Origin of the sequence: Metabacillus idriensis (assembly GCF_050483325.1) — a bacterium.
Classification (GTDB): domain Bacteria; phylum Bacillota; class Bacilli; order Bacillales; family Bacillaceae; genus Bacillus_P; species Bacillus_P idriensis_A.
This window is the reverse complement of sequence record NZ_JBCMYF010000014.1, coordinates 102,044-116,353: the sequence shown is the minus strand read 5'-3', so window position 1 is coordinate 116,353 and position 14,310 is coordinate 102,044. Positions and strand designations below refer to the sequence as shown.

Genomic DNA, 14,310 nt, shown 5'->3' with positions numbered 1-14,310 from the left:
TAATTTGAATATTTCTGACTGAATGTTCACATTTACAAACAATTCATGTTTAAAATGGTTATTTTTAATTGACTGTAAACGACTGGTCATTTATATTATTAATTATTATGACCAGTCAGTCAATAAATAAAAATTCCCGGAGGACAACATGAATCAAATCATTAATTTTGTTTTGAAAAACAAATTTGCAGTCTGGCTTCTTACTATTATTGTGACCGTTGCAGGTCTTTACTCAGGCTTGAATATGAAGCTTGAGACTATTCCGAACATCACAACACCAATCGTAACAGTTACAACTGTCTATCCTGGTGCAACACCGGAAGAAGTAGCAGAAAAAGTAACAGAGCCGATTGAACAGGCAGTCCAAAATTTAAATGGAGTGAACGTAGTCAGTTCAACCTCCTTCCAAAATGCCTCATCTATTCAAATTGAATATGAATTTGAAAAAGATATGGATAAAGCGGCAGAAGAAGTAAAGAGTACTGTTTCAGATCTCTCATTGCCAGATGGAGTAAATGATTCAGATATTTCAAGACTCAGCATCAATGCTTTTCCAATTCTGGCTTTAAGTATATCAGATAATGAACAATCACTAAGTGATCTGACTGCTCTTGCCGAAGATGAAATTGTACCGGCAATAAAAGGACTGGAAGGTGTTTCTTCTGTTCAGGTTTCAGGACAGCAAGTGGAAGAAGTCCAGTTTTCTTTTAAAGAAGAGAAGCTTGAGGAATACGGTTTAGATGAAGAAACCGTTCAAAATATGATTAAAGGCTCCGATGTTCATTTTCCTCTTGGATTATATACATTTGGGGATAAAGAACAATCTGTAATTGTAGATGGAAACATCCTGACAATGGAAGATTTAAAGAATATGGAAATCCCGATCACGCCGGGCGGAGGTGCTTCTCTACAAGACCAAAGCGGTATGCCGGGCCAGAATGCTCCTGGATCAGAACAGAATCAAGCAGGATCAGCCGAAACTGAAGCACAGGCACCAGGATCAGCCGAAGCGCAAGCAGCCGGACAGACACCGCCTGCTGCACAGGACATAGAGCTTCCGACTGTAAAGCTGTCAGAGCTTGCTGATATTAAAACAGTCGGTGAAGCAGAATCGATTTCCAGAACAAACGGTGAAGAAGCAATCGGTCTTCAAATCGTTAAATCAGCAGATGCAAATACAGTTGATGTAGCAAATGCTGTAAAAGAAGAACTTGCTGGTTTTGAAAAAGAGTATGAGAACCTTAAGATCCTCTCTACTCTCGATCAGGCTGAACCAATTGAAGAATCCGTCAGCACGATGCTGAGCAAAGCATTATTTGGAGCAGTTTTTGCGATTATCATTATTCTCTTATTCTTAAGAGATATCAAATCCACTTTGATTTCAGTGGTTTCCATTCCATTATCTTTATTAATTGCTGTTCTTTTATTAAAGCAAATGGACATTACGCTTAATATTATGACACTCGGTGCCATGACGGTTGCCATTGGCCGTGTGGTTGATGATTCAATCGTTGTCATTGAAAATATTTACCGGAGAATGTCGCTGCATGGCGAGAAGTTAAAAGGCATGAGTCTAGTACGGGAAGCTACAAAGGAAATGTTTGTTCCGATTATGTCTTCAACAATTGTAACAATAGCTGTCTTCCTGCCGCTTGCTCTTGTGAATGGCGTTATCGGAGAATTATTCCTTCCATTCGCATTAACAATCGTTTTTGCCTTGCTTGCTTCCCTTGTTGTTGCCGTAACAATAGTGCCAATGCTCGCCCACAGCCTGTTCAAAAAAGGACTATACGGCGAAACGGCTAAAAAGCATGATGAACACAAACCAGGGAAAATGACCGGTGCATACAGAAGCATCTTAAATTGGTCACTTAACCATAAATGGATTACATCAGGCCTTGCTGTCCTGATGCTTGTCGGCAGCTTATTCCTTGTTCCGGTAATCGGCGTCAGCTTCTTGCCGTCAGAAGAACAGAAGCTTGTCTATGCAACTTACAAGCCTGCTCCAGGTGAAACAAAGGAACAAGTTGAAGAAGTGGTTACTAAAGCAGAAAAACTGTTAATGGACCGAACGGGTGTATCGTTAGTGCAGTTCTCTTTAGGAAGCGAAAACCCAATGAGCCCGGGTGACACAAACAGTGCCGTTTTCTTTATCGAGTATGAAGATGATACAGAGAATTTTGATAAGGAAAAAGAGAAAGTAATTGAAGATCTTCAAGCTGAGACGGCAGAGGGTGAATGGGCTGCACAGGACTTCACTCAGAGCGCAGGCAGCAACGAAGTTCAATTCTTTGTTTATGGGAATCAAATAGAAGATATTGAGCCGACTGTCGGAGAAATTGAAAAAATCATGAACGACAATGGAAGCTTTAAAAACGTAAGCTCAAGCCTAGCTGAATCGTATGATGAATATACCCTTGTTGCGAATCAGGAAGAACTGAGCAAGCTTGGCTTAACCGCGGGTCAAATCGGCATGGAGCTTAGCCCGCAAAGAGAGCGTCCGGTTCTCACTCAAGTTGAAAAAGACGGAGAAGAACTAAACGTTTACCTTCAAACAGAGAAAGAAACGTATGAAAATGTTGAAGATTTAACCGAAAAAACAATCACATCACCGCTTGGCAAAGAAGTGAAAATCGGTGATGTCGTAACAGTTGAAGAAGGAAAAACTTCAGATACTGTAACACGTCGTGACGGCCGCATTTACGTCCAGGTTTCAGGAGAACTGACAACGGATGATGTTGCCAAAGCATCTGCTGAAGTTCAAAAGAAAGTGGATGGCCTGGATTTGAAGTCAGGTGTTGACATTGATACAGGCGGAGTAACAGAAGACATACAGGAATCCTTTACACAGCTTGGACTTGCTATGCTTGCTGCGATTGCCATTGTATATCTTGTCCTTGTCATAACATTCGGCGGCGGACTTGCACCTTTTGCGATCCTGTTCTCTCTTCCATTTACCGTGATCGGTGCATTGGTCGGATTATTGATTGCAGGTGAAACGATTAGTATTAATGCAATGATAGGCGCATTAATGCTGATTGGCATCGTTGTAACAAATGCGATTGTCCTTATTGACCGCGTTATTCACAAAGAGCGTGAAGGCCTGTCTACTAGAGACGCACTTCTTGAAGCAGGAACGACACGTCTTCGTCCAATCCTGATGACAGCAATCGCTACCATCGGAGCACTCATCCCGCTTGCAATCGGAATCGAAGGCGGCAGCGGCATCATTTCAAAAGGTCTTGGTGTTACAGTAATCGGCGGTTTAACGAGTTCTACGCTGCTGACACTTCTCATTGTACCGATTGTTTATGAAATGATGAGCAAATTCAGACGAAAAAAAACGAGAGCAGTTGAGGAAGAATAAGGTTCAATGAAAAGCACCCTGTCGGGGTGCTTTTTTTTGGCTATTGATGATTGACCTCGACTAAAAAAAGGAATGTAAAGCTGTTCAATAAGATAAATGGCGGGTCTGATAAGTCAATATGCATCTGATGTCCGGGTCTAATCACGGCTGGTCCAATTTCTAACCAATTCCCGCAAATTGAATAATATGCAGGCTGCCAGAATAAACTCAGTTAGCATAAGAGCCCGGCAAAATACACATATAAACAGCGCTTGCCGAATGGTATAATGATGAAAATGAAATTAGAGCAGACTATAGACAAAGAAAAGGGTGATGGGACTTGGAGGATATTATTGTTTATCAGCATACAATTATCAAATTATTTTTATCCCTGCTGGTTGGAATTATTATCGGACTTGAGCGGGAAATTAAGAAAAAGCCGCTTGGTCTGAAAACCACGATTATCATTGCGGTCAGCTCCTGCCTGTTAACCGTGATTTCAATTGAAGCAGCGTATACATTTTCTAATGATTATAATCGGCCGATGGATCCGCTCAGGCTTGCAGCGCAAATCGTTTCCGGGGTCGGATTTTTGGGAGCGGGAGCGATTCTACGCCGAAGCAATGATGTCATAAGCGGGCTTACAACCGCTGCGATGATTTGGGGAGCTGCTGGACTTGGAATTGCTATTGGTGCCGGATTTTATCAGGAAGCGCTCATAGCCCTTATTTTCATGATCGGGTCAATCGAAATCATTGCTCCGTTAGTAAAGAAGCTTGGGCCTAAGACGCTCAGACTGAAAGAATTGAAGGTAAAGCTTACTGTTCCTGTTAATGTGAATATTTCGGATATCCTTCATGTGCTCCGCAAAAAAGATATGAAAATAAAATGGGTCAAGATTAAAGATATTACCGACCGTGAATTAAGAACCGTAGACTTGCTTCTGCTGATAAAAAATGACCGCTATACATCAGACGTATATGAGGACATAAAAGAAGTACAAGGCATAGAGTCAGTTGAGGTTGAACTCATATAAGCAAGCGTCAGTGAAGACGTTTGCTTTATACATATGGTATTGTAATAGCAAACAAGGTATATAGGAGGAACAATATTGATACGCTTTGGAATTATCGGAACAAACTGGATTACCGACCGCTTATTAAATGCAGCCCTGCAAATCGAGGATTTTTCGCTTAAGGCCGTTTATTCAAGAACGAGCGAAAAAGCTGAAGAATTCGCTGCAAAATATGGTGTAGAGACTATATTTACAGATTTAGAAAGCATGGCAAAAAGTGATGAAATTGATGCTGTATACATAGCAAGCCCCAACTCCCTGCACGCAGAGCAGGCCGTTTTATTCATGAATCACAAGAAACATGTGCTGTGTGAAAAACCGCTTGCCTCAAACGTTAAAGAGATTTCTGAAATGATACAGGCTGCAAAAGAAAACCGCGTTCTGCTCATGGAAGCGATGAAATCCACGTTCTTGCCAAACTTCAGAAGCATTCAGGAAAACCTGCACAAAATTGGCACCGTAAGAAGATATATTGCAAGCTACTGCCAATACTCATCCCGTTATGATGCCTATCGCTCAGGGACTGTGCTGAATGCATTCGATCCGGCATTCTCAAACGGATCCCTTATGGACATTGGAATCTATGCCCTGTATCCTTCAATCGTACTGTTCGGAAAACCTGAAACCATCAAAGCGAGCGGCTTGCTTTTAAGCTCGGGTGTTGACGGAGAAGGGAGCATTCTTCTTCAATATAAAGACAAAGACGCTGTAATGATGTATTCCAAGATCACAGACTCAGCGCTTCCATCTGAAATTCAGGGTGAAGAAGGAACGATCGTTATTGACCGGATCAGTACGATTGAAAAAGTAGAAATTCGCTACCGTGACGGCAGAACAGAAGATATTACAAAACCTCAAAAAGAAGATACGATGTATTATGAAATGAAAGAATTCATCGATTTAATCCAAAATGATCTTTATGAATCAACAATTAATACCTATGAAAATTCTATTAAGGTAATGGAAGTTATGGATGAAGCGAGAAATCAAATCGGCGTTGTTTATCCGGCTGATCAAAAATAGGGACTGTCCGATATATCTCTCCTTAGAGCTGCCGAGTTTTACGAGGAGCAAGGTCCCAAAAGAAGGGCTGTCCAAGAAGTCAGTAAAATGACTTGATGGACAGCCTCTTTCTATGCTTTTAGGAATTCATCATAAGTGGCTATAATAAAAATAAAAACCCCGTGAACAAAGGAGGAGCATGATAATGGCAGAAACAAAGCGGTATAACATTCCGGTAGAAGCAGCTCTCGAAGTGATAGGCGGAAAGTGGAAATGTGTCATTCTTTGCCACTTAATGCGGGGAAAAAAACGAACAGGCGAGCTGAAAAGGCTGATGCCGGGCATCACCCAAAAAATGCTGACCCAGCAGCTGAGGGAGCTCGAAGAAGATGGAATCATCAACCGCATAACCTATAATCAAGTTCCGCCAAAAGTGGAATATGAACTAAGTGAGTATGGGTGGAGCGTCACATCAATTCTTGAGTCCTTATCTGCCTGGGGACTTCAGCATATTGAAAAAGTGTACGGAGATAAGTCGGCTGTACTTGATGATAATATATTAAATATCTAACAAGTGAAAAAATAAACTGACACAGGTTAATGTCCCGGCTTTAACATGGGCTGTATTCGAACCAATCTGGTTAAAGGAATAATGGCAATACTAAAAAAAGATCAACTCCTCTATAAGTTGATCTTTTAATCAAATATTTAGCGTATAACGATAAATGGCCTCATCATTTCATAATCTTCATGCTCAAGCATATGACAATGCCAAACATAAAGTCCAGTGTAGGATTCAAACTTCATTATGATTCTGGTTACCTGATCTGGATTTGCTCTGACGGTATCTTTCCAGCCTCTTTCTTGAGGTTCTGGGGGAATACTAAAACCTGTATAAGAAATGACTTTCTCCTTTTTAAACTTCTCTGTATCAAATGGCCTTCGATCAAGAATCTGGAAATCGACGAGGTGAATATGAATGGGGTGGGTGTCAGCAGTTAAATTGATCAGGTGCCAGATTTCAATTGTGCCAAGTTTAGGTTTTTCGCTTATTGGATCATCCCATGTTTTATTGTCCAATAACATCAGCTCGCGGCCATATCGATCAAGTTTGTCATCTAAAGTTAAAAACCGCATCGACGAAACACAGTTCTCCTTAAAGGCTGTATATGGTCCAAGGTAAGCTGGAATGGCACTTGTATCGATTGCGGAGAGTGGAAGTGACACTCTGAATTCCATGATCGCGGCTGCATTCGGATCAGGCATATCCCCACTTGGAAAAGGCGCTTTCGCGTGATTTTGCAAAATAACTTTCCTTCCCTCTAAATTCGTAAAATCAACGATGATGTCTGCCCGTTCAGCCGGAGCCAGCATGATTTCCTGTACACCGATTGGATATTTCATCAATCCTCTTTCCGTTCCGATTTGATAGAAAAGCTGGCCAGAATCAAGCTTTAATAAATAAAATCGGGAGTTTGCCGCATTAAGCAATCTGAACCTGTATTTTCGGGGCTCAACATTTAAATAAGGCCATACTTTACCATTCACTAAATTGACATCTCCAAAAAATTCAGGAACGATAGATACCTCAAGGTCCGGAACTGGTTCTTCCGGCTGCTTGGGATAATAGAGTGAGCCATCTTTATTAAATGATTTATCTTGTATCATCAGTGGTATTTCATATTTTCCTGAAGGCAGATTCAATGAGCGTTCATGCTGATCGCGTATAAGATAAAATCCTGCAAGTCCAGCATAAATATTTAATCTTGTAATACCGAGAGCATGATCATGATACCAAAGTGTACAGGGACGCATGTTATTTTCATAATCGTAAACTTTTTTTCTGAAGCTGGGACCTGTTTGCTTAAACCCTTTAGTAAACCACGCCTCAGGATACCCATCGCTTTCCCATTCAACATTGGCGCCATGCACATGAACGACTGTTCTCACTTCAGGAACATCTCTATGAGCGCCGTGAACAGTATAATCGACAGGCAAAAAATGGTTAGTCGGAAGTTTGTTCATCCATTTAATATAGGTTTTTTCTCCTGTTTCGACCTCAATTGTTGGACCTGGAAAGGAATTTTCATAGCACCAGAGAGTAGAAGGATTTAATTCGCTGTGCAGGGTGAGCCTGCATTCGGTCATTCTCACTTTAAAATACGTAAAGTTTTTCTCTTTATGATGAGGCTTCAATAAAGGAATAATAGGCAAGGGATCTGTAAACTTAGTAAGCTCAGGAGTTTTATGTGTCATCGGCAAACTTCTCCTTTCCATTCTCACTATACAATCATTCTATTCAGAAACGGTGCCCTCAATTTGCAAAAAAAAAAAGAACAGCTGCACGCTGTTCTTTTACCTGTTATACAAATGCTCTTTTTTCTTTGCCTGCTTTTCTATCACAATCTCTACCCTGCAGCCGTGCTCTCCTTTTTCATTAACAAGCTTTTCGATTACTTTAGCTGTGAGCTGAAAAGATTCTTTTAAATAGCCAGTCAGTTTTTTGCTTTGGGCAGCGCCGATGAAGCCAAGATAACTGCGGTCTTCTGTATACACATGAAAACGGTCTGACTCCTCTACTTTTTTGAGGAGCAGGGTTTCGTTTAGAGTAATATGCGGCAGATAGGTTTGCGGACTCGTTCCGTCTGCACTTTTCTGTTTTACACCCGAAAGCGAACATTTAATGGACTTTGTCTTTGGTGCAGAAGCAGGCTCTGTCAGAGCGACCTGCAAATAAGATTTGCCTTCGTAATTTGAGCTTTTCAGCAGCATGTACAGCTGCTTCACATCATCGAGAGCACGGTGAGTCTGGACGGCAGCAAGATTGTGATTATGTAATAAGCTGATTAACTTGGCACTTTGATAGCCGTATTTTTTCCACGGTATATTTCTGGCAGAGCAGAACCATTTTTTTGAATGCAGCTCTGGGTACATTTTTGCGGTGAAGCTCCTGTCAAATGAAGCATTATGGGCAATAATAAAATCGGACCTCTGAATTGCTGACTTTACTTTAGTATCCTCAAATGATCTGCCCTTAACATCTTCAAAAGGAATGGAATGGATTCGAAAGGCAAATTCATAATTTTTTCTGGCTGAAAAAGACAAAGGCTCTCTTAAGAAAGAATGCTCTTCAAGTGTCTCTAAAAAAACATCTGTATCTGTATCATAACGGAACAGCAGGAAACCAATTTCAATCATTTCATCCTGAATGGGCGATAGGCCTGTCGTTTCCACATCGAGAATCATACCGGTAAGAATCATGCAGATTTTCCCCCTTTCTACTAATCTACCATCTATTATCAGATTGAAACAACTTTAAGAAGTATTTGACTCTGGAGTATTTGCACATTACAATGTGTAGTGTGAGGTGTTATGAGTGTGAAAATCCAGCATTTTAAATTCAATGAAAAAGGGTTAAATCGTTTTTTTGGACCCTTAGAAGCTAAAATTATGACTATTCTTTGGAATTCACCTGAACTGTCAATCAAAGATGTTCAGCAGAAGCTTGAAAAAGAGAAAAAAATGAGCTTTAACACAGTGATGACTGTCATGAACAGGCTTGTCGAAAAGGATGTTCTGACAAAACGATCTGAGGGAAGAGGATCGTTGTTCCGCCCTGTTCTGACAAAGGAAGAGTTTCTCGAAGCACAATCCAAAGAGCTGACAAACGGACTGATTGACGAGTTTGGACAAATTGTCGTGAGCCATATGATTGACAGCATTGAGGAAGCAGATGAAACCTTGATTGCAAAGCTTGAGCAAAAGATCAAAGAAATGAAAAAGGAAAAATAGAATGTGGGAAAAAAGATCAAAACAAGTATTTTTGACATGTCTGTCCGTCGCAATGATTCTGCTTATACAAATGACAATCTACCTTGTTCGAAAATTGCTGGGCCTTCCGATTGAGTTTAACCTAATTCAATTGTGCAGCACAGCTCTTCAATCCCTGGGCTTTACGTCGCTTGAATATGTACTGGAAGTAATCATTTATGCGACCGTCTCCATGACAATTTACAAGATAATAAAACAGCTTTATCTCTCTCATACCATTCATAAAAAAATGGCTATAAGGATGAACACAGCTTTAACGTCTCAATACAATCGGCAATTTTCACTGCCAAAAGAAACCATCCAGGTGATTGACGAGAATGCTGTTCTTTCTTTAACGATGGGATTTTTTCGTCCGAAAATCATTCTTTCTACCGGACTTTTGAATTTGCTTGATGAAGGAGAAAGACAGGCCGTTGTCTTACATGAAATGTATCATCAACAAAATAGGGACCCTCTAAAGCTGTTTATTTTATCCGTTTGCTCATCGGTGATGTGGTATATTCCGATTCTCAGCTGGTTTTACCAAAAATACAGAACCATCCGCGAATTGCTGGCAGATCATTATGCGATCAGCAGCCTCCAGTCTTCAGCAGATTTGGGAAGTGCGCTGCTCAAAATCGTGAAAACAAATCAAAAAAAGAAGCTATTATCAATCTCGTATGCCCCATTTGCAGACACGGCAATAAATATAAGAATCCAAAAAATTCTTGATCCATTTGCAGAGACGCCATTAGATTTTCCGCTAAAAAAGGCTGCAGTTTCCATGCTGATTTTCTTTTTGCTGCTCGCGATGTTTTTGATTGAGCTGTCCTGAAAAAATTTTAAGGATTTACACTATGTGATGTAGTATGAAATGAAAAAGGAGTGTATTTACATATGAAAAAGAATACAGAACTTGGCGGACTGTTTATCCGCATCGTTTTAGGATTTATTTTTTTCGTGCACGGCTTAGCGAAATTTCAGGGAGGAATTGAACATACAGCGGGATTTTTTGACAGTATAGGAATTCCAGGTTTTCTTGCTTATCCTGTAGCCGCAATAGAAGCTGGGGGAGGAATCCTCTTAATGTTTGGCATTGGTACTAGAATTGTCGCTGCTCTTTTCGGGCTGATTATGCTCGGAGCCATCTTTACAGCTAAACTTGGCAGTGAATTTATCGGTGGATATGAATTGGATGCGGCCCTGCTCGCTATGTCAGCCTTTCTTGTTTTGAGCGGCAGTAGATTTCTTACGGCAGAGCAGCTCATTTTTAAAAATAAAGACTAAAAAAAGACGTGCTGCACGTCTTTTTATTAGTTCAGAAAATATAAAATTTTGTGCTTCGATGGCGAACGGAATCGCTCAGGCTCCTCGGCCAGAACGGATCCGAAAGTATCGGCAAAAAGCGCCATTTCTGCCGGATCCTTGTCTGTCATGCCTGCGCTTTTCTTAATTCTCTTTATATAAAAACTTTAATGCGTGTTTAAGCTGTCCGAAGGTGCCGAGGTTTCCAAAGTCGATTCCGAGCTGGATTGACGTTTGGGCGATTTCTGGGCGAAGGCCTGTTATCGTGACCTCGATGCCAAGTAACTTCAGCATTTGTATCATCTTAAAAAACTTGCCCGCAACCATTGTATCTATCAATAATACGCCGGACATATCAATCACAATATGGCTTAAATTCAGCTGCTCGGCTTTTTTAACGGCGCTCTCAGATATAAGCATGGCCCTGTGTGTATCAATATCGCCAACGATCGGCAGTATGCCTATTTCATCTGAAATGGGGATGATGGGGGTAGTTAATTTATAGATCATGGTTTTATGAGCTTCCATTCTTGCTTCTGACACTTGATGATAGTAGAGCGTAAAGAGTTCAATTGCATGATCAAAAGCAGAGTGGATGTTTTTGCTCCAATGAAGAATATCCTGAGAAGTAATTTCATCTTTATGAATGGAGATATAGGTTTCAGCGGTATCCCAAAAGATTTCCCTGAATCGTCTGAATTGCTGAATCGAACGGTAAAGAGGCGTTTCTGACATTGCACGCTTTGCTGCAACTTCCTGAGCCCAGCTGCTGATGCGATCTGCAGATGGGTCTTCGAGTAGATTGACGATTGTATCAATGAAATGCTGATTTTGCTCCTGAATTTCTTTTTTTACATCTTCTGGAGCATCTATCGAATAGACGGACACGGGTTCATATGTTCTGGATTCCAGCAAGCGTGCTGTCATGTTCTCTGATTGTTCCCTTAAGAAATCGTGGAGCGCCTTTGTTTTCATAAACGTCTCTCCCATATAAAAGATATGACCTATGTACAATCACTTTATCATAAAAAAATTCAACATCCTATTCCTTCTCACATAATTTTCTGTTTTTGAACAGATAGTAATAAAAAAATGGAAATGGGAAAAGAGATTATGAACATAGAGAGATGGATTATAGCAGGTGCGATTGTATTATGTATTTTATTAATCTGGAAATTTGTCCCGAAAGAGAAGGCCCGGGAAGCTTGGGTGCCCTTTCTTTCAATGAGCTCACTGACATGGGCAGCCGGTTTATTTGTCGTCCAAAAAGGATGGATTTATTATCCTGTTCAACTTTTAAGCAAGGAGAATCAGGTAAATGAATCGAGCTTTACCTTTGAGTTTTTTTTGTTCCCGGTACTGGCCATTTTGTTTAGCCTTCATTATCCTTCATCTAAAAAAATTCAAAGTAAGTGGCTCTATGCAATCGTCTTTTCCGGAGTTTTTACGATTGCTGAAGTCATTCTTGAAAAGTACACAAATGCTGTGGAATATGATGAATGGAAATGGTACTGGACATTCTTCTCAGTGATGCTTGCCCTGATGATGAATCATCAATATGTCATCTGGTTTAAAAAAGGACTCAAGCCCGCTGGAGAAAATCATGCGTGAGATCCTTGTGCTGCTTTCACTTTGGGGATTGGCCATTATCCTGCTTGTGTGGAAAACCCCAAAAAATAAACGAAGAGATGCTCAAATCGTTCTTTTATTTTCACAATCGGTTGGCTGGCTGTATGTTTATATTCAGACATTGACGGGAAGAATGAAATTTCCTTTCAGGGAATTTCCAGATGCGACAAAAATGAGCTTCACTCTGTATTATCTTTTTTATCCGGCCATCGGAGTCTTGTTTATTCTTGGTTATCCAAAGAAGGGTTTTTGGCTCAAAGTCTTTTACTTTTCATTATCCGCATTCGGGATTCAGTTATCTGCGTGGCTGCTTGCTGAATATACAGATTTAATGGAGTATACCAGGTACAGCTGGCTGATGAGTTTTCTAATGAATATATTGATTTTGGCGATTATCCGGATTTTTTACGTTTGGTTTCAGAAGGGATTTACATATGACAGAGGTTAATAAGAGAACCGGCCAACAAGTAATTGGCCGGTTCTCTTTTATTTGAAAAATTGGGGAAGATGTTTCTTATGAGCTTCAAGCATCTCATCGAGTATTTTTTTTCCGGTAACATCGGATGCTACTAGAGGATTAATCGTTATTGCGAGCAAAGCTGTGCTGTAATCTCCAGTAACAGCGGCCTCAGCTGCAACACGTTCAAACGATTTGATTTGCTGAACAAGACCTCGCACAGAAACAGGTAAATCACCAATCGCAACCGGTTTAGGACCATCCTTTGTGATAACAGAGCTGATTTCAATCGCAGAATCATGTGGAAGACTTGCAATCGCTCCATTATTCATTGTATTTACTGGCTGAATGTCCCGTTTGTCTGTATAGATGGAGTGAATCAGCCTGACAGCAGCATCGCTGTAATAGGCACCGCCGCGTTTTTCCAGCTGTGGGGGCTTTATTGAAAGCTCCTCGTCTTGATAGAGTTCAAACAGCTCATCCTCAAGCTTTTTTACCACTTCTGCACGGGTGCCTGTGGTTTCGGCATTTTTTATCTCTTTATCAACCATTTCTCTCGTTTTGTAATAATACTGATGGTAAGGACACGGGAATACGTTCAGAGCTTTTAGAAATTCAGGCTCCCATCCAAGCGCCACAATATTCTGCATGGTGACCGATTGCCCGGGATTTGTAATCAGATCAATTATTTTCTGTTTAACGCTTACCCCGTCTAAATACACATCAAGTCCATATACCATGTGATTTAAACCAGCAAAATCAATCCGGATCCGGCTGTGCTCAACATTCAATAGCTTTGCCACACCCATTTCCATACCAATCGGCACATTGCAAAGACCGACAACCTTGCGGATATTGCTGTATCTCAGCACAGCCTCTGTGACCATTCCAGCTGGGTTTGTAAAATTAATCAGCCAGGCATCGGGACAATGGGCCTCCATTTCCCTGCATATGTCAAGGATAACAGGAATGGTGCGAAGTCCTTTAAACAATCCCCCAGGACCATTTGTTTCCTGGCCAAGTACGCCGTATTTCAGCGGAATTCGTTCGTCTTTTGCCCGTGCCTCTAAAAGACCGACCCGAAATTGGGTTGTAATAAAATCTGCGTTTTCCAATGCTTCCTGCCTATTAAGAGTCAGGTGAATAGAGATTGGCACATTTGCTTTTTCCACCATGCGTTTAGCGAGGCTGCCGACAATCTCTAATTTCTTTTTTCCCTCAGGAATATCCGCAAGCCAAATCTCTGAAACGGGAAGTTCATCATAGCGTTTAATGAAACCCTCAATCAGTTCAGGCGTATAAGAAGAACCCCCGCCAATCGTTGCGACCTTTAATCCTTTTTTATTGATCAAGCTTACACCTTCTTTGTCAGCTGATAAATTTCAACGATTTCGGCAGCAAGATCTTTAACGGTCATTCCAGTCATTAAGTGATCCTGCGCATGTATAAGGATGATAGGGAGGTCGTACTTTTCACCGCAAGCTTCTTTTTGTATCAGCTCTGTTTGAAACCGGTGAGCTTTGACGAACTCCTTATCCGCTTCCTCAAGTTTTTCAAAAGCAAGGTCAAAGTTTCCTTGTTTGCTTGCCTGTATTGCTTCCATCGCAAGACTTCTTGCATTGCCGCTATGGGCGATCAGATGGAAGGAAAGCTCGTAAAGCTGTTCTTTATTCATAAACTTCCTCC

14 protein-coding genes are annotated in these 14,310 nt (G+C 40.9%); 9 read left to right on the top strand and 5 right to left on the bottom strand.

The annotated features are described in order from the left end of the window. Positions 1 to 148: 148 nt before the first annotated feature. The 4 genes from ABEQ24_RS10170 (at position 149) to ABEQ24_RS10155 (ending at position 5,994) form a co-directional block, all read left to right on the top strand. Entirely contained in the window at positions 149 to 3,367 is a 3,219-nt protein-coding gene (locus tag ABEQ24_RS10170) for an efflux RND transporter permease subunit (RefSeq protein ID WP_430006685.1), read from the top strand. A gap of 328 nt (positions 3,368 to 3,695) precedes the next feature. Further along, a complete protein-coding gene (locus ABEQ24_RS10165; RefSeq protein ID WP_430006731.1) occupies positions 3,696 to 4,382 on the top strand; it encodes an MgtC/SapB family protein in 687 nt (228 codons plus the stop codon). Between the two features lie 75 nt (positions 4,383 to 4,457). Further along, positions 4,458 to 5,444 carry a Gfo/Idh/MocA family protein gene (locus tag ABEQ24_RS10160; protein ID WP_430006684.1) on the top strand — a complete coding sequence of 329 codons (987 nt, stop codon included), beginning with the start codon at positions 4,458 to 4,460 and terminating at the stop codon, positions 5,442 to 5,444. A gap of 184 nt (positions 5,445 to 5,628) precedes the next feature. After that, a complete protein-coding gene (locus tag ABEQ24_RS10155; protein WP_430006683.1) occupies positions 5,629 to 5,994 on the top strand; it encodes a winged helix-turn-helix transcriptional regulator in 366 nt (121 codons plus the stop codon). 137 nt (positions 5,995 to 6,131) lie between these two features. Here ABEQ24_RS10155 and ABEQ24_RS10150 read toward each other — a convergent pair whose 3' ends face one another. Both ABEQ24_RS10150 and ABEQ24_RS10145 read right to left on the bottom strand, forming a co-directional pair. Further along, positions 6,132 to 7,679: a multicopper oxidase family protein gene (locus ABEQ24_RS10150; protein ID WP_430006682.1), complete on the bottom strand. Its 1,548-nt coding sequence runs from the start codon at positions 7,677 to 7,679 to the stop codon at positions 6,132 to 6,134. Positions 7,680 to 7,778: 99 nt separating this feature from the next. Next, a complete protein-coding gene (locus ABEQ24_RS10145; RefSeq protein ID WP_430006681.1) occupies positions 7,779 to 8,684 on the bottom strand; it encodes an exonuclease domain-containing protein in 906 nt (301 codons plus the stop codon). A 117-nt stretch (positions 8,685 to 8,801) separates the two neighbouring features. Between ABEQ24_RS10145 and ABEQ24_RS10140 the strand changes: the two genes are divergently transcribed. The 3 genes from ABEQ24_RS10140 (at position 8,802) to ABEQ24_RS10130 (ending at position 10,520) form a co-directional block, all read left to right on the top strand. Then, complete coding sequence (locus ABEQ24_RS10140) at positions 8,802 to 9,215, top strand: BlaI/MecI/CopY family transcriptional regulator (protein WP_430006680.1); 414 nt, start codon at positions 8,802 to 8,804, stop codon at positions 9,213 to 9,215. Between the two features lies 1 nt (position 9,216). Continuing rightward, positions 9,217 to 10,068 carry a M56 family metallopeptidase gene (locus ABEQ24_RS10135; protein WP_430006679.1) on the top strand — a complete coding sequence of 284 codons (852 nt, stop codon included), beginning with the start codon at positions 9,217 to 9,219 and terminating at the stop codon, positions 10,066 to 10,068. A 62-nt stretch (positions 10,069 to 10,130) separates the two neighbouring features. Beyond that, positions 10,131 to 10,520 (top strand): DoxX family protein, encoded by a 390-nt coding sequence (locus ABEQ24_RS10130; protein ID WP_430006678.1) that lies wholly within the window; start codon positions 10,131 to 10,133, stop codon positions 10,518 to 10,520. A gap of 162 nt (positions 10,521 to 10,682) precedes the next feature. On the opposite strand, the gene ABEQ24_RS10125 is transcribed toward ABEQ24_RS10130, so the two are convergent. Next, positions 10,683 to 11,513: an STAS domain-containing protein gene (locus ABEQ24_RS10125; RefSeq protein WP_430006677.1), complete on the bottom strand. Its 831-nt coding sequence runs from the start codon at positions 11,511 to 11,513 to the stop codon at positions 10,683 to 10,685. Positions 11,514 to 11,651: 138 nt separating this feature from the next. Here ABEQ24_RS10125 and ABEQ24_RS10120 point away from each other — a divergent pair, with 138 nt between their 5' ends. Both ABEQ24_RS10120 and ABEQ24_RS10115 read left to right on the top strand, forming a co-directional pair. Next, a complete protein-coding gene (locus ABEQ24_RS10120) occupies positions 11,652 to 12,149 on the top strand; it encodes a CBO0543 family protein (RefSeq protein ID WP_430006676.1) in 498 nt (165 codons plus the stop codon). Then, positions 12,142 to 12,615, top strand: a complete 474-nt coding sequence (locus ABEQ24_RS10115; RefSeq protein ID WP_430006675.1) for a CBO0543 family protein — start codon at positions 12,142 to 12,144, stop codon at positions 12,613 to 12,615. Before ABEQ24_RS10120 ends, ABEQ24_RS10115 begins: the two co-directional genes overlap by 8 nt. A gap of 38 nt (positions 12,616 to 12,653) precedes the next feature. Here the strand turns inward: ABEQ24_RS10115 and ABEQ24_RS10110 are convergent, their stop codons facing one another. Both ABEQ24_RS10110 and ABEQ24_RS10105 read right to left on the bottom strand, forming a co-directional pair. Further along, positions 12,654 to 13,976, bottom strand: a complete 1,323-nt coding sequence (locus tag ABEQ24_RS10110) for a 6-phospho-beta-glucosidase (protein WP_430006674.1) — start codon at positions 13,974 to 13,976, stop codon at positions 12,654 to 12,656. Between the two features lie 2 nt (positions 13,977 to 13,978). Beyond that, entirely contained in the window at positions 13,979 to 14,299 is a 321-nt protein-coding gene (locus ABEQ24_RS10105) for a PTS lactose/cellobiose transporter subunit IIA (protein ID WP_430006673.1), read from the bottom strand. Between the last annotated feature and the right edge of the window lie 11 nt (positions 14,300 to 14,310).